A 19,099-nucleotide genomic window follows, 5' to 3' on the forward strand; every position below is an offset into this window, starting at 1 on the left:
ATTTGCCTGCAAATTCATCACGTTCGCGCTGGCTTTGAGACAACACGCAGAAGCGCATGAGACACATCACGGGGACACCATGAGTATGATGCGGCCCAGCCTTCGCTTCGCACGATCTGACGGCAGGAGATTGCAGCGATGATCGGCTATCTCATCCGCCGCATCCTCGCCGCCGTTCCCGTGATGGGCGTGGTGGCTCTGTTCGTGTTCCTGTTGCTGCGGCTGACGCCGGGCGATCCCGCCGCCATCCTCGCCGGCGACAATGCGACGCCTGAACAGCTCGATCGCATCAGGACCTCGCTTGGTCTCAACGAGCCGATCTACATCCAGTTCTACACCTGGGTCGCCAAGTTGCTGCACGGCGACCTCGGCGTATCCCTGATCTCGAACAAGCCGATCCTCGAAATGATCGGCCCGCGCCTCGAACCGTCGATCTCGGTCGCGCTGGCCACCATCATCCTCTCGATCCTGGTCGCGGTGCCGCTCGGCGTGATCGCGGCGTGGAAGCACGGAACCTGGATCGACCGCTGCGTGATGGGACTTTCGGTGCTCGGCTTCTCGGTGCCGGTGTTCGTGATCGGTTACGTGTTGATTCAGGTGTTTGCGATCGATCTGCGCTGGGTGCCGGTGCAGGGCTTCAAGAGCATCTCGGCCGGCTTCGGCCCGTTCTTCGAACGCATCATCCTGCCGACCTGCACCCTCTCCTTCATCTATGTCGCGCTGATCGCGCGCATGACGCGGGCCTCGATGCTCGATGTGCTCGGTGAGGATTACGTGCGCACGGCGCGTGCCAAGGGCATCGGCGAGACCGGCGTGCTCCTGCGCCATGCGCTGCGCAACGCCGCGGTGCCGGTCATCACCGTGATCGGTTCCGGTTTCGCGCTGCTGATCTCCGGCGTCGTCGTCACCGAGAGCGTGTTCAACCTGCCCGGCATCGGCCGCCTCACCGTCGATGCGGTGCTGGCGCGCGACTATCCGGTGATCCAGGCCATGATCCTTTTGACGTCGGGCATCTACGTCGCGGTCAATCTCTTGATCGACGTTGCCTACACCCTGCTCGATCCTCGTATCCGGTACTGAGCAATGGCGATCGAAACCCTTCCCGAGTCCACTATCCCCGTCACCCGGCCGTTCCGCGTCAAGTTCGGCTTCCTGACATCGACGCCGATCATCGCAGTTGCGACGATCTGCCTCGCCCTCATCATCCTGATGGCGATCTTCGCGCCGCTCCTTGCGCCTCATGATCCACTCTTGCTGACGCCGTCACAGCGGCTGAAGCCGTCGAGCGCGCAATATCTGCTCGGCACCGACGCCTATGGACGCGACCTGTTGTCGCGCATTATCTACGGCGCACGGATCTCGCTGGTGATCGGGCTCGGCGCCGCCGTCTGCTCGATCGGCATCGGGCTCCTGATCGGTCTCGTCGCCGGCTTCTTCCGCTGGGTCGACGCGGTGCTGATGCGGATCATGGACGGCTTGATGGCGATCCCCGCCGTCCTGCTCGCGATCGCCGTGGTGTCGCTGTCGGGCGCCAGCATCTGGACCGTGATGGTCGCGATCACCATCCCCGAGATCCCGCGCGTGGCACGCTTGGTGCGCTCGGTGGTGCTGACGGCACGCGAGGAACCCTATGTCGAGGCTGCGATCTCGCTCGGCTCCAGCCTGCCCAAGATCATGTGGCGGCATTTGATGCCGAACACGATCGCGCCGCTGATCGTGCAAGGTACCTATGTCTGCGCATCCGCGATCCTGACCGAGGCGATCCTGTCGTTCCTCGGCGCCGGCATCTCGCCGGAGACACCGACCTGGGGCAACATCATGGCCGAGGGCCGCGCCTTCTTCCAGGTCAAGCCGTCGCTGATCTTCTGGCCGGGGCTCTTGCTCTCGATCGCCATTCTCAGCATCAACCTGATCGGCGACGCCGCGCGCGACGCGCTCGATCCCCGCATGAAGCAGCGTGAGGGCAAGTGACCGCAACCAACTCCCCCAACGTCATCCTCGACATCAGCAATCTCGTCGTCGGCCTCGGCCGCAAGGCGGACGCACACCGCATCATCGACGACCTCTCGCTGCAGGTGCACGAAGGCGAGACGCTGTGCCTTGTCGGCGAAAGCGGCTCGGGCAAGTCGGTGACCTCGCTCACCGTGATGGGCCTGCAGCAGAAGGGCACGCTGGTGCCGTCCGGCGGCAGCGTCAAACTGGTCGGCGAGGAACTGCTCACCGCGAGCGACCGGCGGCTGCGCCAGCTTCGCGCCACGCGGATGGCGATGATCTTCCAGGAGCCGATGACCGCGCTCAACCCCGTGGTGCCGGTCGGCCGCCAGATCGACGAGGTGCTGCGCGCCCATACCGATCTCGACGCCCGCGCACGCCGTCAGAAGATCCTGGCGATGATGGAGCATGTGCGGCTGCCGGACGTGGAGCGCATCTTCTCCTCCTACCCGCACCGCCTCTCCGGCGGTCAGCGTCAGCGCATCATGATCGCGATGGCGCTGGTGCTCGAACCAAAACTGCTGATCGCGGACGAGCCGACCACCGCGCTCGACGTCACCACCCAGAAGCAGATCCTCACTTTGATCCGCGACCTGCAACGCGATCACGGCACGGCTGTTCTGTTCATCACCCACGACATGGGCGTGGTGGCCGAGATCGCCGACCGCGTCGCGGTGATGCGGCACGGAAGGCTGGTCGAAGCCGGCCCGCTGCAGGACGTGCTGCGCACACCGAAGATGGAGTACACCCGCAACCTGCTGTCCGCGGTGCCGAGCCTCGTGCCGCGCGCGCCGCGCCCGGAGACATCAGAGCCCGTGGTGCTGGAAGCCAACGAGCTCAGCAAGGTCTACCGGGAGCGGTCGCTGTACGGCAAAGCCCGCGAGGTCGCCGCCGCCAGCAACGTCACCCTCACGCTGCGCAAGGGCCGCACGCTCGGCATCGTCGGCGAAAGCGGTTCGGGCAAATCGACGGTGGCGCGTTGCATCGTCCGCCTGATCGATCCGACCTCCGGCGGGGTGCGCCTCGCCGGCCGCGAAATCTCCGACCTGTCGCGCCGGCTGTTGCAGCCGCATCGCCAGAAGATCCAGATCATCTTCCAGGACCCCTACCGCTCGCTCAATCCGCGCGTCACCGTCGGCGAGAGCATCGCGGAGGGCCCGATCAATTACGGCATGCCGCGGAAGGACGCGCTGGCGCGGGCCCGCGAGCTGCTCGAACTCGTCCATTTGCCGCCTGACGCGATCTCGCGCTATCCGCACCAGTTCTCCGGCGGCCAGCGCCAGCGCATCGCGATCGCGCGCGCGCTGGCACTCGATCCCGACGTGCTGGTAGCCGACGAGGCGGTGTCCGCGCTCGACGTCTCGGTTCAGGCGCAGGTTCTGGATTTGCTCGACGAGATCCAGCGACGGCTGGGCATCGCGCTGTTGTTCATCACGCATGATTTGCGCGTCGCCGCACAAATCTGCGACGACGTCGCCGTGATGCAGCATGGCCGTGTCGTGGAACAGGGACCAGCCGCCGAGGTGCTGACCAATCCGCAGCAGGCCTATACCCGCACGCTGCTCGATGCGGCGCCCGGCCGCGGCTGGGATTTTGCGAATTTCCGCCCGGTCTCGGAAGGCCTCGCGGCGACGGCCTAGGTCTTCAGCCTTAGTCTCACGGCGTCCCTTTGGGCCTTTCAATACGCCCATAGGGCATGCAAATCCGGAAGTGCTCCACGGCTTGCGCTCGGCGCGACGACACGCTTAACGTCGCGCGCTAGAGCATGGCCCGAACGGCGGACGCCGGTCCTCCCGAAAGACCACGCTCCAACCAGCGAGCTGCGATCATGACGCACGCCGTCCTGATCGCATCGTGATCGAAGAAACGTACGAGACCAACTTTATGACCCGCATTGCCGTTGGCGGCTTCCTGCACGAGACCAACACCTTCGCACCGACGAAGGCAACCTATGACGACTTCGTGCATGGCGGCGGCTGGCCGTCGATGACGCGTGGCGCCGACGTGCTCAAGGTCATGCGCAAGATCAATGCCGGCCTCGCCGGCTTCGTCGAGGCGGCGGAAGCCGATGGCTGGGAGCTGGCGCCGACGATTGCGGCCGGCGCGACCCCGTCGGCACATGTGACGAAGGATGCCTTCGAGCGGATCGTCAAGGACATGATCGATGGCATCGTCGCGGCCGGGCCGATCGATGCCGTCTATCTCGACCTACACGGCGCGATGGTCACCGAGCACTATGACGACGGCGAAGGCGAAATCCTCGCCCGCGTGCGCAAGGCGATCGGCAAGGACATTCCGCTGGTTGCAAGCCTCGATCTGCATGCGAACGTCTCACCCGAGATGGTCGAACATGCCGATGCGCTGATCGCCTACCGGACCTATCCGCATGTCGACATGGCCGACACCGGCCGCGCCTGCGCCAGGCATTTGGCGTTGTTGCTCAAATCCGAGCAACGTCTCGCAAAGGCATTCCGGCAGTTGCCGTTCCTGATCGCGATCAGTTGGCAATGCACCAACGACCAGCCGGCCAAGGCCATCTATCAGAGGCTTGCGGCGCTCGAGAGCGACGCCGTTCCGACGCTTTCGTTCGCGTTCGGCTTCCCGGCCGCCGATATCAGGGACTGCGGTCCGAGCGTATTCGCCTATGGCCGGACCCAGGCCGATGCCGACGCCGCAGCCGACAGCATCGCCGCACTGGTCGAAAGCCACGAGAACGATTTCGACGGTCCGATCTATACGCCCGACGAGGGCGTGCTGCTTGCGATGAAGCTCGCGGCATCGGCCTCGAAGCCGATCGTGATCGCCGACACCCAGGACAATCCCGGCGCCGGCGGCGATTCCAATACCACCGGCATGCTGCGCGCGCTGGTGCGCAACGGAGCCAGCGCCGCCACCGGCGTGATCTGCGATCCGCAATCGGCGCGGGCTGCGCATGCGGCCGGCGTCGGCGCGACGGTCACGCTCGATCTCGGCGGCAAGTCCGGTATTCCCGGCGATGCGCCTTACAGGGAAACCTTCGTCGTCGAGAAGCTCTCGGACGGCAGGTTCGTCGCGCCCGGGCCATTCTACGGCGGCCGGGACATGGACATGGGACTCTCGGCCTGCCTGCGGGTCGGCGACGTCCGCGTCGTCGTCGGCTCCTACAAGGCCCAGCTTGCCGACCAGGCGATGTACCGCTATGTCGGCATCGAGCCCACCGCGCAGAAGATCCTGGTCAACAAGAGCTCGGTGCATTTCCGCGCCGATTTCGAGCCGATCGCCGAGAAACTGCTGATCTGCGCCGCGCCCGGGCCGATGCCCGCCGATCCCGCCACGCTGCCGTGGAAACATTTGCGGCCGGGCATTCGTATCAAGCCGAACGGCCCGACTTTCACCCCCTCCTCCCCATCACGCACAAACGGATAGAGATCATGCCGACCATTGAGCGCATCGACAGTTTTGCCGACGAACTCACCGCCATCAGACGGGATCTGCATGCGCATCCCGAGATCGGCTTCGAGGAGGTCCGTACCTCCGGCATCGTCGCCGACAAGCTGACGAGCTGGGGCATCGAGGTGCATCGCGGCCTCGGCGGCACCGGCGTGGTCGGCGTGCTCAAGGGCAAGGGCAACAGCACGAGGAAGATCGGCCTGCGCGCCGACATGGACGCGCTGCCGATGGAAGAAAACACCAATCTGAAGTGGCGTTCGACCATTCCCGGCCGTTTCCATGGCTGCGGCCATGACGGCCACACCACGATGCTGCTCGGCACGGCGCGCTATCTCGCCGAGACCCGCAATTTCGACGGCACCGTGCATTTCATCTTCCAGCCGGCCGAGGAAGGCCTCGGCGGCGCCCGCGCCATGATCAAGGACGGCCTGTTCAAGCAGTTCCCCTGCGACGAGGTCTATGGCCTGCACAACGCGCCCGACCTGAACCATGGCGAGATCGCGATCCTGCCGGGCCCGGCAATGGCCGCCGCCGACTTCTTCGACATCAAGATCCAGGGCTACGGCGCCCATGGCGCGATGCCGGAACGCTCCAAGGACGCGGTGGTGATCGCGATGACGCTCGGACAGGCGCTGCAGTCGATCGTCAGCCGCAACGTCGATCCGCTGCAGGCAGCGGTGCTGTCGATCACCCAGATCCATTCCGGTTCGGCCTACAACGTCATTCCCGGGGACGCCTGGATGTGCGGCACGGTGCGCTGCTTCTCCGAGGAGATCCGCGCGCTGATCCGCAAGCGCATGCGCGAGATCTGCGCCGGCTTTGCCACCGCGTATGGCGCCGAGATCTCGGTCGAGATCCGCGACGGCTTCAGTGTGCTGGTCAACCAGGAAGAGCAGTCCCGCGTCGTCGAGGAAGTCGCACGCACGGTGGTCGATCCGGCCAAGGTGATCACCCGCTCGACGCCCAAGATGGGCAGCGAGGATTTCGCAGACATGATGCAGGCCGTACCTGGTGCGTATTTCTGGGTCGGCCATGACGGTTCAGTGCCCGTGCACAATCCCGGTTACGTTCTCGACGACAAGATCCTGCCGATCGGCGCCAGCATGTTCGCCCGCATCATCGAGAAACGCATGCCGGCAGGTGCGCATGCATAAGCCGAAAGGGGACGCCATCACGTCGCTGCACGATCTCTCGGCCGTCGACCTGCTCGCCGGCTATCGTGCAAAGCAGTTCTCGCCGTCCGAGGTGCTTGAGGAAATCATCTCCCAGGTCGCGACCTGGGAGCCGCACATCAAGGCGCTGTATCTGTACGACCCCGACGAGGCGCGGAAGGTCGCCAAGACTTCGACCGAGCGCTGGCAGCAGGCCGAGCCGGCCGGCACGCTCGATGGCGTGCCCGTCACCATCAAGGACAACGTCGCGACCAAGGGGCAGCCGGTGCCGCTTGGCGCGGCGAGCGTCAAGCTTGCGCCCGCGGAGAAGGACGCGCCGCCCGCGGCGCGGTTGCGCGAAGCCGGCTGTGTGATCTTCTCCAAGACCACGATGCCGGACTACGGCATGCTGTCGTCGGGGCTGTCGTCGTTCCATCCCCTCACCCGCAATCCCTGGGACGTCAGCAAGAACCCCGGCGGCTCGAGTTCCGGCGCGGGCGCGGCCGGTGCTGCCGGCTACGGCCCGCTGCATCTCGGCACCGATATCGGCGGCTCGGTGCGGCTGCCGGCCTCCTGGTGCGGCCTCGTCGCGCTGAAGCCGAGCCTCGGCCGGGTGCCGATCGACCCGCCCTATGTCGGCCGCGTCGCAGGGCCGATGACCCGCACCGTCGACGACGCCGCTCTCATGATGAGCGTGCTGTCACGGCCCGATCGCCGCGACGGCATGAGCCTGCCGGCGCTGGAAGTGAACTGGAAGGCGCTGGAGAAGTCGCCGCGCAAGCTGCGCATCGGGCTGATGCTGGATGCCGGATCCGGCCAGAAGGTCGAGAAGGAGGTTCGCGAGGTCGTCGTCAAGGCGGCGAAGGCGTTCGAGTCCGCCGGCGCCGTCATCACCGAGATCGACGGCATCCTGACGCCTGAGATGCTCGAGGGACTCGATAATTTCTGGCGGGCGCGGACCTGGGACGAGCTGTCGAAATTGTCGCAAGCCGATCGCGGCAAGACCCTGCCCTATATCCTCAACTGGGCCGAGGCCGGCGCAAAGCTCTCCGGCGTCGACGTGGTGCGCGGCTTCAACCAGACGATGGCGATCCGCGCGGCTGCCGCAAAGCTGTTCTGCGAGGTCGACTACGTGATCTCGCCGGTGTCGCCGGTCGTGAACTTTCCGGCGGAGTTCGCAGCACCGCTCAACGACCCGGCAAAGCCGTTCGAGCACATCTGCTTTACCGTGCCGTGGAATATGTCGGAGAATCCAGCGCTGTCGATCAACGGCGGCTACGACAAGAAGGGTTTTCCGATCGGCATCCAGATCATCGGCCGCCGCTTCGACGATATCGGCGTGCTCGGCATGGGCAAGGCGTTCGAAGGCCTGCGCGGCCCGCAGAAGCCTTGGCCGACACCGCCGAAGAAGTAGCGCCTCAACGCAAATGGGGATGCGCGGAACAACGCTGCGCATCCAACTTCTTCACAAGGGATGATTGCCGGGTTAACTGAATGGAGACGCGCGCCAGCGCCGTTCATTCAAGAAACCGAGAGGAAATCATCCCCATGGCGTATGAGACGATCAAGTACGAGGTCGCCGAGCAGATCCTGACCATCACGCTGAACCGGCCCGACAAGCTCAACGCCTTCAACGCCACGATGCAGCAGGAGCTGATCGACGCGTTCGACAAAGCCGACAAGGATGACGACGTCAGGGCCATCATCGTGACCGGCGAAGGCCGCGGCTTCTGCGCCGGCGCCGACCTCTCCTCCGGCGCCAACACCTTCGACCGCGATGCGCGGCGCGGCCCGGTCAAGCGCCATGCCGACGGCAGCGTCGACTACAGCGATCCGCAGGTCCGCGACGGCGGCGGCCAGGTGACGCTGCGCATCTTCAAGTGCCTGAAGCCCGTTATCGCGGCCGTGAACGGTCCGGCGGTCGGCATCGGCGTCACCATGCAGCTCGCAATGGATATCCGCATCGCCTCAGAGGCCGCGCGCTTCGGCTTCGTGTTCTCCCAGCGCGGCATCGTGCCGGAGGCCGCGTCGAGCTGGTTCCTGCCGCGCATCGTCGGCATCTCGCAGGCGCTGGAATGGTGCTACTCGGGCCGCGTCTTCCCGGCACAGGAAGCGCTCGCCGGCCGGCTCGTCAGCAAGGTGGTGCCGCCGGACGATTTGTTGCCGACCGCGCGTGCGCTCGCCAGGGAGTTCGCGGCCAAGACCGCGCCGGTGTCGGTGGCGCTGATCCGCCAGATGATGTGGCGCATGATGGGCGCCGACGATCCGATGGAGGCGCACAAGGTCGACAGCCGCGGCATCTATGCCCGCGGCCGTTCCGAGGACGTCAAGGAAGGCGTGGTGTCGTTCCTGGAAAAGCGCCCGGCGCAGTTCAAGAACAAGGTCTCGTCCGACATGCCCGACTATTTTCCGTGGTGGCAAGAGCGCGACTATAAGTGAGCGAACGGCGTCACCCGGCGTCGACATCTGACGGCGTCGTCCTGCTGCACGGCATCAGCAGGACGGCGCGCTCGTTTCGCAGGATGGAGCTGGCGCTCGGCGATGCCGGCTTTGCCACCCTCAATCTCGACTATGACAGCCGACGCAAGCCACTAGATGCGCTGGCAGAGGACATCCACTCCTCGCTCGATCCGTTCGCGCGCAGCCTTGACGGCTCCGTGCATTTCGTCTGCCATTCGATGGGCGGTCTGCTGGCACGCGTCTATCTGGCAAGATATCGCCCGGCGCGGCTCGGCCGCGTCGTGATGCTGGGCACGCCGAATGGCGGCAGCGAGATCGCCGATCGCCTGAAAAACCTCGCTGCCTATCGCGCCTTGTTCGGCCCAGCCGGCCAGCAGCTCGTCACCCGCCGCGATGCCGCGACCAGCGCGCTGCTGCCGGCGATCGATTATCCGGCCGGGATCATCGCCGGCAACCGCTCGGTCTATCCGATCACATCCATCGGCCTGCCGCGGCCGCATGACGGCCGGGTGTCGGTCGCCAACACCAGGCTCGACGGCATGGCCGACCACATCGTGATCCGCACCTCGCATCCCTGGCTGGTGCGCAACAGGGAGGCGATCGCGCAGACGATTGTGTTTTTGCGAGAGGGCAGGTTCGCATAATCGTAGGGCGGATTAGCGGAGCGTAATCCGCCGCTTCTCGGCAAAACGCGGCGGGTTACGCCTTGCGGCTAACCCGCCCTACGCATCTTCATCGGGTGATCAGCGCCACCCGCCCAATGGCCTTGCGCTCGATCAAGAGCCGCATCGCCTTCGCGTAGTCCTCCAGCGGCAGCCGGTGCGAGATATTCGGCCGCACCCGACCCGCCTCGGCCCATTCGCTCAGCGCCCTGATCCTGACCTCGCCGAGCGCGGGGTCCTTGCGCACCGCCTCGCCGGCGCGAACGCCGAGCACGCTCGCGCCCTTGATCATCAAGAGATTGGTGCGGGCGAGACCGATGCCGCCGGTGAAGCCGACCACGAGAATCCGCGCGCCCCAGTTGATGCAGCGCATCGAGTTCTCGAACACCTCGCCGCCTACGGGATCGAACACGACATCGGCGCCGCGACCGTCGGTGAGGCGCTTGACCGCATCGCGGAACGGCTCGCGCGCATAGAGCACGAGATGATCCGCGCCACGTTGCTTGGCAATCGCAAGCTTCTCCTCGGATGAGGCCGCCGCGATCACGGTGGCGCCGAGCAGCTTGCCGATCTCGACCGCGGCAAGCCCGACGCCGCCGCCGGCGCCATGCACCAGCAGCACCTCGCCCGGCTTGATCTGCCCACGATCGATCAGCGCGTGATACGCGGTGCCGTGCGCGGCAAGGAAAGTCGCCCCTTCGGCATAGTCGAAGGTCGACGGCACCGGCACGAGCTGCGACGGCACGGCGACCGTCTCGTCGCAATAGGCGCCGAAGCGCATCTTGACGATCACTCTGTCGCCGACGGCGACACCGGCTGCGTCATTGACCTCGACGACATCGCCGGCGGCTTCCGAGCCCGGCGTGAACGGCAGCGGCGGCTTGAGCTGGTACTCGCCAGCAGCCATCAGGATGTCGGGGAAATTGATCCCGGCGGCACGGATCGCAACGCGCACCTGCCCCGGCTGCAGAGCCACCGAAGCAAAATTCTCGAGCTGAAGGCGCTCGGGCGGGCCGAGCTCGCGGCAAACGACGGCTTTCGGCATCAGGCGGCTCGCGCCTTGAGACGCGCCAGCGCCTCGCGGATCAGCGGCAGGCGGTCATTGCCGAAATACATGTCGGTCTTGTCGAGATAGATCGTGGGCGAGCCGAAGCCGCCGCGCGCCATCACCTCCTCGGTGTTGGCCTTGAGCTGGTCCTTGATCGCCTGATCGCCGATACCGGCCAAGAACTGCGCCGGGTCGATCCCGAGCTTCGTGCAGATCTCGGTCAGCACCGCATCCTGCGAAATATCCTTGTCGTCGCCCCAATAGGCCTCGAACACCGCGCGGGCGAACGGCACCATCTTCTCGTTGCCGAGCCAGATGCAGCCGCGCATCGCCTTGACGCTGTTCACCGGGAATACGGTCGGCGGCATCTTGATCGCAAGGCCCGCCGAGCGCGCCCAGTCGGCGAGATCCTTCTTCATATAGCGCGCCTTCAGCGGCACCGGCTTCTCGCGCTGCGCGTAGACCGACGGATTGACGGTATTGAAGATGCCGCCGACCAGGATCGGCCGCCAGCTGATCGGCGTATCGAACTCCTTCGCGATCGGCTGGATGTTGTGCCAGGCGAGATAGGTCCACGGACTGGAACAGTCGAAGAAGAATTCGATCATTGGCGTTTCCTTATTTATCGTGTTTGCGGCGCTGCATTTTCCCGTCATCCTGAGGTGGCCGCTTCTTCAGCGGCCCTCTAAGGATGGTGGGCCTCCGGCTTCGCATCCTTCGAGGCTCGCAAGAGCTCGCACCTCAGGATGACGATACCTACTTCTTCTCGATCAGCTCCTTCGCACGCTGGCCGAACATGTTCTTGCGTGATTCCTCGTCGAACGGCTCCTTGACGAATTTTCCGATCGCAAGCCCCGCCTGCACTTGCGGGCGGGCACGCACAGTCGCGTACCAGCGCTTGATGTTCGGATAGTCGTCGAGGGTGAAGCCCTGCGCCTTGTGGGTCATGGTCCAGGGGAAGCAGGCGATGTCGGCGATCGAATAATCGTCGCCGGCGATATAGGCGCCGGTCTTACGGAGCTGGCGGTCAAGCACGCCATAGAGCCGCGCGGTCTCGTCGCGGTAGCGCTCGATCGCGTAGGGAATCTTCTCGGCCGCATAGAGCGCGAAATGGCCGTGCTGGCCGAGCATCGGCCCGAGCCCGCTCATCTGCCACATCACCCATTGGATGACGTTCGACCGCGCCCGCAACTCCCTGGACAGGAAGCGGCCGGACTTGTCGGCGAGATAGATCAGGATCGCGCCGGTCTCAAACACCGAGAACGGTCCGCCGCCGTCGGAAGGCTGATGGTCGACGATCGCGGGAATGCGGTTGTTCGGGCTGATCACCAGGAATTCCGGCCGAAACTGCTCGCCGGCACGGATGTTCACCGGGATCACCTGATAGGGCAGCCCCAGTTCCTCCAGCATGATCGAGATCTTCCAGCCGTTCGGCGTCGGCGCGTAGTGCAGGTCGATCATCGGCGTCCCAATCCCCATCACAAAGACTTTTGTTGTTCTGTACCTCCACTCTAGGACATGGCACACAGGCGCTCAATCAGAACCCATCGGGAGGCACCCATGCTGTTTCCAACCACGATCGCAGGCTCGCTGCCGAAGCCGGAATGGCTCGCCGAACCGAATATGCTGTGGGCACCCTGGAAATCGGAAGGCGCCGAGCTTGCCCGCGCCAAGCGCGACGCCACTGTGCTTGCGGTCAAGCTGCAGGAGGATGCCGGCGTCGACATCGTCACCGAGGGCGAGCAGGCGCGTCAGCACTTCGTGCACGGTTTTCTGGAGCGGATCGAGGGCATCGATTTCGCCCACAAGGTCGAGATGGGCATTCGCAAGGACCGCTACAAAGCGATGGTCCCGCAGGTGGTCGCGCCGTTGCAGCTCAAGGGGCGCGTCCATGAGGGCGAGGCGCGGGCCGCGCGCGCCCACACCAAAAACCGGCTGAAGTTCACCCTGCCCGGCCCGATGACGATCATCGACACCATCGCCGACAAATATTACGGCGACCGCGTGAAGATGGCGTTCGCTTTCGCGGAGCTGTTGAATCAGGAAGCGAGGGCGTTGCAGGCCGACGGCGTCGACATGATCCAGTTCGACGAGCCTGCGTTCAACGTCTACATGGACGAGGTGCGCGACTGGGGCATCAAGGCGCTGGAGCGCGCAGCCGAAGGCCTGACCTGCGCTACTGCCGTGCACATCTGCTACGGCTACGGCATCAAGGCCAACACCGACTGGAAGCAGACGCTCGGCGGCGAGTGGCGGCAGTATGAAGAAACCTTCCCCGTGATCGACAAGAGCACGATCCAGCAGGTCGCGATCGAATGCCGCAACTCGAAGGTGCCGATCGAGCTGCTCGCCGCACTGCCCGGCAAGATCGTGCAGGCCGGCGTGATCGACGTCGCCAGCGACGAAATCGAGACCGCTGAGGATGTCGTCAAGGTGATCGAGGCGGTGGCGAAGCACGTGCCGAAGGGCAACATCATCGCGACCACCAATTGCGGCATGGCGCCGATGCGGCGGGATATCGCCGAAGCCAAGCTGATCGCACTTGGCGCTGGCGCGAAGCTCGCGCGACAGCGGCTGGCGTAAGCGCAGCGCCGGCGGCTCAGCCCAAAGCAGCCGCCGCGCTCGGATGCAGTACCGGCCGATAGCCGGACTGGAATGCGCGGACGGTCGACGGCGGCGTCAGCAGCATGGCGGAAGCAGTCACGTCGGCGTGATCGTAACCGGCGAACGACCAGCGCAGTGTTCTGTCACCGGCGACGAGATAGCTTTGCTCGTTCGCCTGCACCATCGTCCCGTCGGGCAACTGATCGAGCGGCATCGGCAGCGGATGCAGCCGCTTCTTGCCGCGGTCGAGCCGTTCGGCATGCAGCACCGCATCCATCGCCTTGGCGCTGAGATCGCTGACGCCGTTGCCCTTCTCCCATGCGGCACGAAACCGGTGGGCGTCGTCGCGGCGGCAGTAGAAGCAGGGCCGGTGTCCGGCCGCGAACGCCGTCGCTTCATCGAGGAAGAACAGCTCGGTCCAGCTCCGCCGGCTCATCACCTCGCGTCGCCGTCCCCTGAACTCGCAGACGCAGGTGAGCCACGCCGGCGACGACCAGCGCCTATTGAGGAGCGCCCGCGTTGCGGGGTCGTGGATAATGCCGCGATTGCCGGTGAAGGTGCCGCGATGCTCGGTGGCGACGATCTCTCCGGTCGGAGTGATGCGGTTTTGCAGGGGCATGTGTCTTACTTCCCCCTCGCCCCGCTCTTGCGGGGAGAGGGTCGGGGTGAGGGGCCGCTTCCGCAAAGATAGTGAGAGATAGCCTCGCGGGGAGTCCCCCTCACCCCGATCGCATTCCGCTTCGCTGCATGCGATCCGACCTCTCCCCGCAAGCGGGGCGAGGTGGAAGTTTACGCCGCTCCATCCCTGATCGGCGGCTGGAACGACAGCGCGGTATCCCAGGGGAAGAAGATCCAGGTGTCCTGCGACACCTCGGTGATGTAGGTGTCGACCAGCGGCCGTCCCTTCGGCTTGGCATAGACCGTGGCGAAATGCGCGTCGGGCAGCATCTCGCGCACCAGCTTGCCGGTCTTGCCGGTGTCGACGAGGTCGTCGACGATCAGAAGCCCCTTGCCGGTGCCGCCGCCGAGTTTGGCGGTCTGCTCCGAAATGCCCTTGAGCACTTTCAGATCGCCCTGCTTGTCATGGTCGTAGCTCGCGATGCAGACGGTATCGATGATCCGCAAGCCCAGCTCGCGCGCCACGATCGCCGCCGGCACCAGCCCGCCGCGGGTGATCGCAATCACCGCGTGGAACGGGCCGACCTCGTTGAGCCGCCAGGTCAGCGCCCGGCAGTCCCGGTGGAATTGATCCCACGAGACCGGGAACGGCCTGCCGGCCCGGTCCTGCACACTCGGTTCAGAATTTCGTTCGACCATGTCGCCTCAACCCGCCGGCTTCTTCTGCGCGGCCTGTACCTGCTTCAACATCTCCTTCACCGCGGCCATCGCCGCGGCGAGCTTTTCCGGATCGCGCGAGCGCACCACCAGATTGGTGTTCGGCTTCTGGTTCTCGTCCTGGAACGGATAGCTGCCGATGATGGTGTCGGGATTGGCTTCGGCGATCGCCCGCAGCGGGCCGCCGATGTCGCCCTCGCGCGCGTCGGCGCGGACCGAGTCCGACAGCATCCGCACGCCGGACTTCAGGGTCGGCGCCACGATGTCCATCATCGCCTGCATGATGGTGGGGATGCCGGCCATCACGATCACATTGCCGAGCTTGAAGCCGGGCGCCAGGATGGTCGCGCTCTGGATCAGCTCGGCGCCGTCGGGCACCCGGGCCATCCGCAGCCGCGCCTCGTTGAGGTCCTGCTCGCTCCAGCGCTCCCTGAACCGCGCCACCACATCCGGATGATGGTGGATATCGACCCCGAACGCCTTCGCCACGCTGTCGGCGGTGATGTCGTCATGGGTCGGCCCGATGCCGCCGGTGGTGAACACGTAATTGTATCTATGCCGCAGCGCATCAAGGGCCGACACGATATCGGCCTCGTCGTCGGCGACGACGCGGACTTCCTTCAGGTCGATCCCGATATTGGTCAGGTATTCGGCGATGAAGCCGATGTTCTTGTCCTTGGTCCGGCCGGACAGGATCTCGTCGCCGATCACCAATATCCCCGCCGTGACGATCTCGCTCATGGTCTCATTCCCTAACTTGATCCCCTGACATTGCCGATCCAATGCCTTGATGTCACGGGGTTTTGCCGCCGAATTAAGCAGACCTCAGCCGGTTTTTCGGGCAGCCTTACGGATACCCCTTAGCAAATGCCAGAAGCCAATGCATATCGCGCTGGCCCGCCCCTTGCTACCATCCCATCAAGTCATGCACTGTGTCACATGGCTTGGGAGGGCAGTCGGGATATATGGCAGTCGCGTTCGATGAGATGAACGGCCTCGGCGAGGATCTTCGCCCGGCCTACCAGGAGCTCTCCCGCTGGCTCAAAGAGACGCCACCGGATGCGCTCGAATATCGACGCCAGGAAGCGGAGCTGCTGTTCCGCCGGATCGGCATTACCTTTGCGGTCTACGGCGATTCCGAGGCCCAGGAACGGCTGATCCCATTCGACGTCATCCCGCGCATCATATCCGCGAACGAGTGGACGCTGCTGGAGAAGGGCCTGAAGCAGCGCGTGCTCGCGCTCAACATGTTCCTCAAGGACATCTATCACGGCCGCGACATCCTGCGTGCAAACGTCATCCCCGAAGACCTGATCTTCCAGAACCCGGTCTTCCGCCCGGAGATGAACGGCCAGGACGTGCCGCACGACATCTACGTCCACATCGCCGGCATCGACATCATCCGCACCGACCCCGACAACTTCATCGTGCTGGAGGACAATGCGCGCACGCCGTCCGGTGTCTCCTACATGCTGGAAAACCGCGAGATCATGATGCGGCTGTTTCCGGACCTGTTCGCGCGGCACCGCGTCGCGCCCGTGGAGCGCTATCCGGACGAACTGCTGTCGGCGCTGCGCTCGGTCGCGCCGCACAGCGCCTCCGCCGAGCCGACGGTCGCGCTGATGACGCCCGGCGTCTACAACTCGGCCTATTACGAGCACTCGTTCCTGGCCGACAAGCTCGGCATCGAGCTGGTCGAGGGGCGCGACCTCATCGTCAAGAACGACGAGGTGTTCATGCGCACCACCGAGGGGCTGAAGCGGGTCGACGTAATCTACCGGCGCGTCGACGACGACTTCCTCGATCCCCTCACCTTCCGTCCGGATTCCGCGCTCGGCGTCCCCGGACTGATGTCGGCCTACGCGGCCGGCAACATCACGCTCGCCAATGCGGTCGGCACCGGCATCGCCGACGACAAGGCGATCTACTCCTACATGCCCGACATCGTGAAGTTCTACCTCAGCGAGGAGCCGATCCTGAAGAACGTGCAGACCTGGCGCTGCCGCGAACCACAGGATCTGTCCTACGTGCTCGACAACCTCGCCGACCTCGTCGTCAAGGAGGTGCACGGCTCGGGCGGCTACGGCATGCTGATCGGCCCCGCCGCCACCAAGGCGACCATCGAGGCGTTCCGCGACAAGCTCAAGCGCGAGCCGGAAGGTTTCATTGCGCAGCCGACGCTGGCGCTGTCGACCTGCCCGACCTGCACCGACAAGGGCCTGGCGCCGCGCCATGTCGACCTCCGCCCGTTCGTGCTGACCGGCTCCAGCCACACCACCATCGTGCCCGGCGGGCTGACCCGCGTCGCGCTGAAGGAAGGCTCGCTCGTGGTCAATTCGAGCCAGGGCGGCGGCACCAAGGACACCTGGATACTGAGCGAGTAGTTGAAAGCATGCTGTCGCGCACCGCTGAAAACCTGTTCTGGCTGGCCCGTTATGTCGAACGCGCCGAATATCTGGCCCGCACGATCGACGCCACGTTACGCGTCACCGCATTGCCCGCGGCCTATGTCGGCAAGACCAATGAGTGGGATTCCGCGCTGCTCACCGCCGGCGTCGGCGCCGCCTTCTACGACCACTACGAAGAGGCCAACGAGCGAAACGTCATCGAGTACCTCTCCTTCTCGGACGAAAACCCCGCCTCGATCAAGAACTGCATCGAGGCGGCGCGGCTCAATTCGCGCTCGGTACGAACAGCGCTGACGTCGGAGATGTGGGACACCATCAACTCGGCCTGGATCGAGCTGCAGGCGGTCTGGAACAAGGGTCCCGCCAACCGCGAGGAGCTGGCGAAATTCCTGCGCTTCGTGCAGGAGACCTCGCTGCGCTTCGATGGTTCGGCCTACCGGACCATGCTGCGCAACGACGCCTACTGGTTCTCACGACTGGGCGTGCATCTCGAGCGCGCCGACAACACCGCCCGCATTCTCGACGTGAAGTATCACATGCTGCTGCCTGAGGAGGAGCATGTCGGCGGCCCGCTGGATTACTACCAGTGGACCTCGATCCTGCGCTCGGTGTCGGCAACGACCGCCTATCACTGGGTCTACCGGGAAACCCTGAAACCCTGGCTGATCGCCGACCTGTTGATCCTCAACGACACGCTGCCGCGCTCGCTTGCAAGCTGCTACAGCAATCTGGTGCGCAATCTGGACCAGATCGGCGTCGCCTATGGCCGCCAGGGCGCCTCACAACGCCACGCCCGCGGCATCAGGAACCGGCTCGAGCACAGCCATATGGACGACATCTTCCAGCACGGCGTGCACGAATTCATCCAGGAATTCATCGCTGATAACTCACGGCTGGGTGAGATCATCACCAAGCAGTATCTGATCTGACCGATTTTGACGCAAAATCTCGTGATGGCCGGGCTTGACCCGGCCATCCACGTCTTGCTTTGAAGGGCGATTAGGAAGAAAGACGTGGATGCCCGGAACAAGTCCGGGCATGACGATCCCAACTGCAGTTGATCGACCATGCGCCTGCGGATAGCCCATACCACCACCTATCGCTACGAGCCGGCGGCATCGGGCGTGATCCAGATTCTGCGGATGACGCCGGGCAGCCATGACGGCCAGTATGTCGCGGATTGGCAGATCGACGTCTCGACCGATTCCCGGCTCGATACCCATGAGGACGCCTTCGGCAACGTCACCCATGTGCTGACACACGGTGCCATCAGCGACCTCACCATCCATTGCGAGGGCCTGGTCGAGACCCAGGACACCGGCGGCGTACTGAAAGGCAGCGACGAGCGGTTTCCGCCGAGCCTGTTCCTGCGCCCCACGTCCCTGACCGACCTCAACCCGGCGATGACGAGTTTGGTGCGCGAGCTGCGCGCAGAGGCCGGCGCCGACGTGCTCGGCTTCCTGCACGCGCTGATGGTGCAGATCTACGAACACATGACCTTCGACGAAGACCCGACCAACAGCGCCACCTCGGCTTCCGAGGCATTCGCGCTGAAGCGCGGGGTCTGCCAGGACTACGCCCACATCCTGATCGCCTGCGCGCGCGCCGGCGGCGTTCCGGCGCGGTTCGTCTCCGGTCACTTCCTGCGCTCCGACGGCATGGTCAACCAGCAGGCCGGCCACGCCTGGGCCGAGGCCTTCGTGCCCGACCTCGGCTGGATCGGCTTCGACGCCGCGAACGGCATCTGCACGACCGACGCCCATGCCCGCGTCGCAATCGGCCTCGACTATCTCGGTGCCGCCCCCGTGCGCGGCACCCGCTATGGCGGCGGCAACGAGACACTGACGGTCGCGGTCAAGGTCGATCAGGCCGGACGACCCGGGCAGTGGCAGAGCCAGACGCAGTCGTAGGCCCCACTCTTTCGCCGTCATTCCGGGGCGCGCCTCTTCGGCGCGAACCCGGAATCCATTCGTCCGCGCAATCGGCGGTGCGATGGATTCCGGGCTCTCG

The 19,099-nt window shown here is 65.0% G+C and carries 18 protein-coding genes; 12 read left to right on the forward strand and 6 right to left on the reverse strand.

The window, feature by feature from the left end:
* Positions 1 to 138 precede the first annotated feature (138 nt).
* From H8A92_RS18665 to H8A92_RS18700, 8 genes are all read left to right on the forward strand, one after another.
* Positions 139 to 1,080 carry an ABC transporter permease gene (locus H8A92_RS18665; protein ID WP_229197120.1) on the forward strand — a complete coding sequence of 314 codons (942 nt, stop codon included), beginning with the start codon at positions 139 to 141 and terminating at the stop codon, positions 1,078 to 1,080.
* Positions 1,081 to 1,083: 3 nt separating this feature from the next.
* On the forward strand, positions 1,084 to 1,971 hold the full coding sequence (locus tag H8A92_RS18670) for an ABC transporter permease (protein WP_229197121.1): 888 nt from the start codon (positions 1,084 to 1,086) through the stop codon (positions 1,969 to 1,971).
* Positions 1,968 to 3,632 (forward strand): ABC transporter ATP-binding protein, encoded by a 1,665-nt coding sequence (locus H8A92_RS18675; RefSeq protein ID WP_229197122.1) that lies wholly within the window; start codon positions 1,968 to 1,970, stop codon positions 3,630 to 3,632. The genes H8A92_RS18670 and H8A92_RS18675 overlap by 4 nt, the downstream gene beginning before the upstream one ends.
* Positions 3,633 to 3,876: 244 nt before the next feature.
* Positions 3,877 to 5,397 carry a M81 family metallopeptidase gene (locus H8A92_RS18680; RefSeq protein ID WP_229197123.1) on the forward strand — a complete coding sequence of 507 codons (1,521 nt, stop codon included), beginning with the start codon at positions 3,877 to 3,879 and terminating at the stop codon, positions 5,395 to 5,397.
* A gap of 5 nt (positions 5,398 to 5,402) precedes the next feature.
* Entirely contained in the window at positions 5,403 to 6,575 is a 1,173-nt protein-coding gene (locus H8A92_RS18685) for a M20 aminoacylase family protein (protein ID WP_229197124.1), read from the forward strand.
* On the forward strand, positions 6,568 to 7,986 hold the full coding sequence (locus tag H8A92_RS18690; protein ID WP_229197125.1) for an amidase: 1,419 nt from the start codon (positions 6,568 to 6,570) through the stop codon (positions 7,984 to 7,986). The genes H8A92_RS18685 and H8A92_RS18690 overlap by 8 nt, the downstream gene beginning before the upstream one ends.
* Positions 7,987 to 8,120: 134 nt before the next feature.
* A complete protein-coding gene (locus H8A92_RS18695) occupies positions 8,121 to 9,011 on the forward strand; it encodes a crotonase/enoyl-CoA hydratase family protein (RefSeq protein WP_229197126.1) in 891 nt (296 codons plus the stop codon).
* A complete protein-coding gene (locus H8A92_RS18700; RefSeq protein WP_229197127.1) occupies positions 9,008 to 9,676 on the forward strand; it encodes an alpha/beta hydrolase in 669 nt (222 codons plus the stop codon). The genes H8A92_RS18695 and H8A92_RS18700 overlap by 4 nt, the downstream gene beginning before the upstream one ends.
* An 88-nt stretch (positions 9,677 to 9,764) precedes the next feature.
* On the opposite strand, the gene H8A92_RS18705 is transcribed toward H8A92_RS18700, so the two are convergent.
* From H8A92_RS18705 to H8A92_RS18715, 3 genes are all read right to left on the reverse strand, one after another.
* The gene (locus tag H8A92_RS18705; protein WP_229197128.1) at positions 9,765 to 10,739 is read right to left on the reverse strand and encodes an NADPH:quinone oxidoreductase family protein; all 975 of its coding nucleotides are present in this window, start codon (positions 10,737 to 10,739) and stop codon (positions 9,765 to 9,767) included.
* On the reverse strand, positions 10,739 to 11,350 hold the full coding sequence (locus tag H8A92_RS18710; protein ID WP_229197129.1) for a 2-hydroxychromene-2-carboxylate isomerase: 612 nt from the start codon (positions 11,348 to 11,350) through the stop codon (positions 10,739 to 10,741). The genes H8A92_RS18705 and H8A92_RS18710 overlap by 1 nt, the downstream gene beginning before the upstream one ends.
* Before the next feature lie 148 nt (positions 11,351 to 11,498).
* The gene (locus tag H8A92_RS18715) at positions 11,499 to 12,203 is read right to left on the reverse strand and encodes a glutathione binding-like protein (RefSeq protein WP_229197148.1); all 705 of its coding nucleotides are present in this window, start codon (positions 12,201 to 12,203) and stop codon (positions 11,499 to 11,501) included.
* A gap of 99 nt (positions 12,204 to 12,302) precedes the next feature.
* Between H8A92_RS18715 and H8A92_RS18720 the strand changes: the two genes are divergently transcribed.
* Positions 12,303 to 13,325, forward strand: a complete 1,023-nt coding sequence (locus H8A92_RS18720; protein ID WP_229197130.1) for a methionine synthase — start codon at positions 12,303 to 12,305, stop codon at positions 13,323 to 13,325.
* Between the two features lie 16 nt (positions 13,326 to 13,341).
* On the opposite strand, the gene H8A92_RS18725 is transcribed toward H8A92_RS18720, so the two are convergent.
* The 3 genes from H8A92_RS18725 to H8A92_RS18735 form a co-directional block, all read right to left on the reverse strand.
* A complete protein-coding gene (locus H8A92_RS18725) occupies positions 13,342 to 13,965 on the reverse strand; it encodes a hypothetical protein (RefSeq protein WP_229197131.1) in 624 nt (207 codons plus the stop codon).
* Between the two features lie 170 nt (positions 13,966 to 14,135).
* Entirely contained in the window at positions 14,136 to 14,663 is a 528-nt protein-coding gene (gene gpt / locus H8A92_RS18730) for a xanthine phosphoribosyltransferase (RefSeq protein ID WP_229197132.1), read from the reverse strand.
* Between the two features lie 6 nt (positions 14,664 to 14,669).
* Positions 14,670 to 15,422 carry a competence/damage-inducible protein A gene (locus H8A92_RS18735; protein ID WP_229197133.1) on the reverse strand — a complete coding sequence of 251 codons (753 nt, stop codon included), beginning with the start codon at positions 15,420 to 15,422 and terminating at the stop codon, positions 14,670 to 14,672.
* A gap of 224 nt (positions 15,423 to 15,646) precedes the next feature.
* On the opposite strand from H8A92_RS18735, the gene H8A92_RS18740 reads away from it, so the two are divergent.
* The 3 genes from H8A92_RS18740 (at position 15,647) to H8A92_RS18750 (ending at position 18,999) form a co-directional block, all read left to right on the forward strand.
* Positions 15,647 to 17,065: a circularly permuted type 2 ATP-grasp protein gene (locus H8A92_RS18740; protein ID WP_229197134.1), complete on the forward strand. Its 1,419-nt coding sequence runs from the start codon at positions 15,647 to 15,649 to the stop codon at positions 17,063 to 17,065.
* 8 nt (positions 17,066 to 17,073) lie between these two features.
* Positions 17,074 to 18,018: an alpha-E domain-containing protein gene (locus tag H8A92_RS18745; protein ID WP_163161606.1), complete on the forward strand. Its 945-nt coding sequence runs from the start codon at positions 17,074 to 17,076 to the stop codon at positions 18,016 to 18,018.
* A 138-nt stretch (positions 18,019 to 18,156) separates the two neighbouring features.
* The gene (locus H8A92_RS18750; protein WP_229197135.1) at positions 18,157 to 18,999 is read left to right on the forward strand and encodes a transglutaminase family protein; all 843 of its coding nucleotides are present in this window, start codon (positions 18,157 to 18,159) and stop codon (positions 18,997 to 18,999) included.
* Positions 19,000 to 19,099: the final 100 nt, after the last annotated feature.

Origin of the sequence: Bradyrhizobium acaciae (genome assembly GCF_020889785.1) — a bacterium.
GTDB classification, from domain to species: domain Bacteria; phylum Pseudomonadota; class Alphaproteobacteria; order Rhizobiales; family Xanthobacteraceae; genus Bradyrhizobium; species Bradyrhizobium acaciae.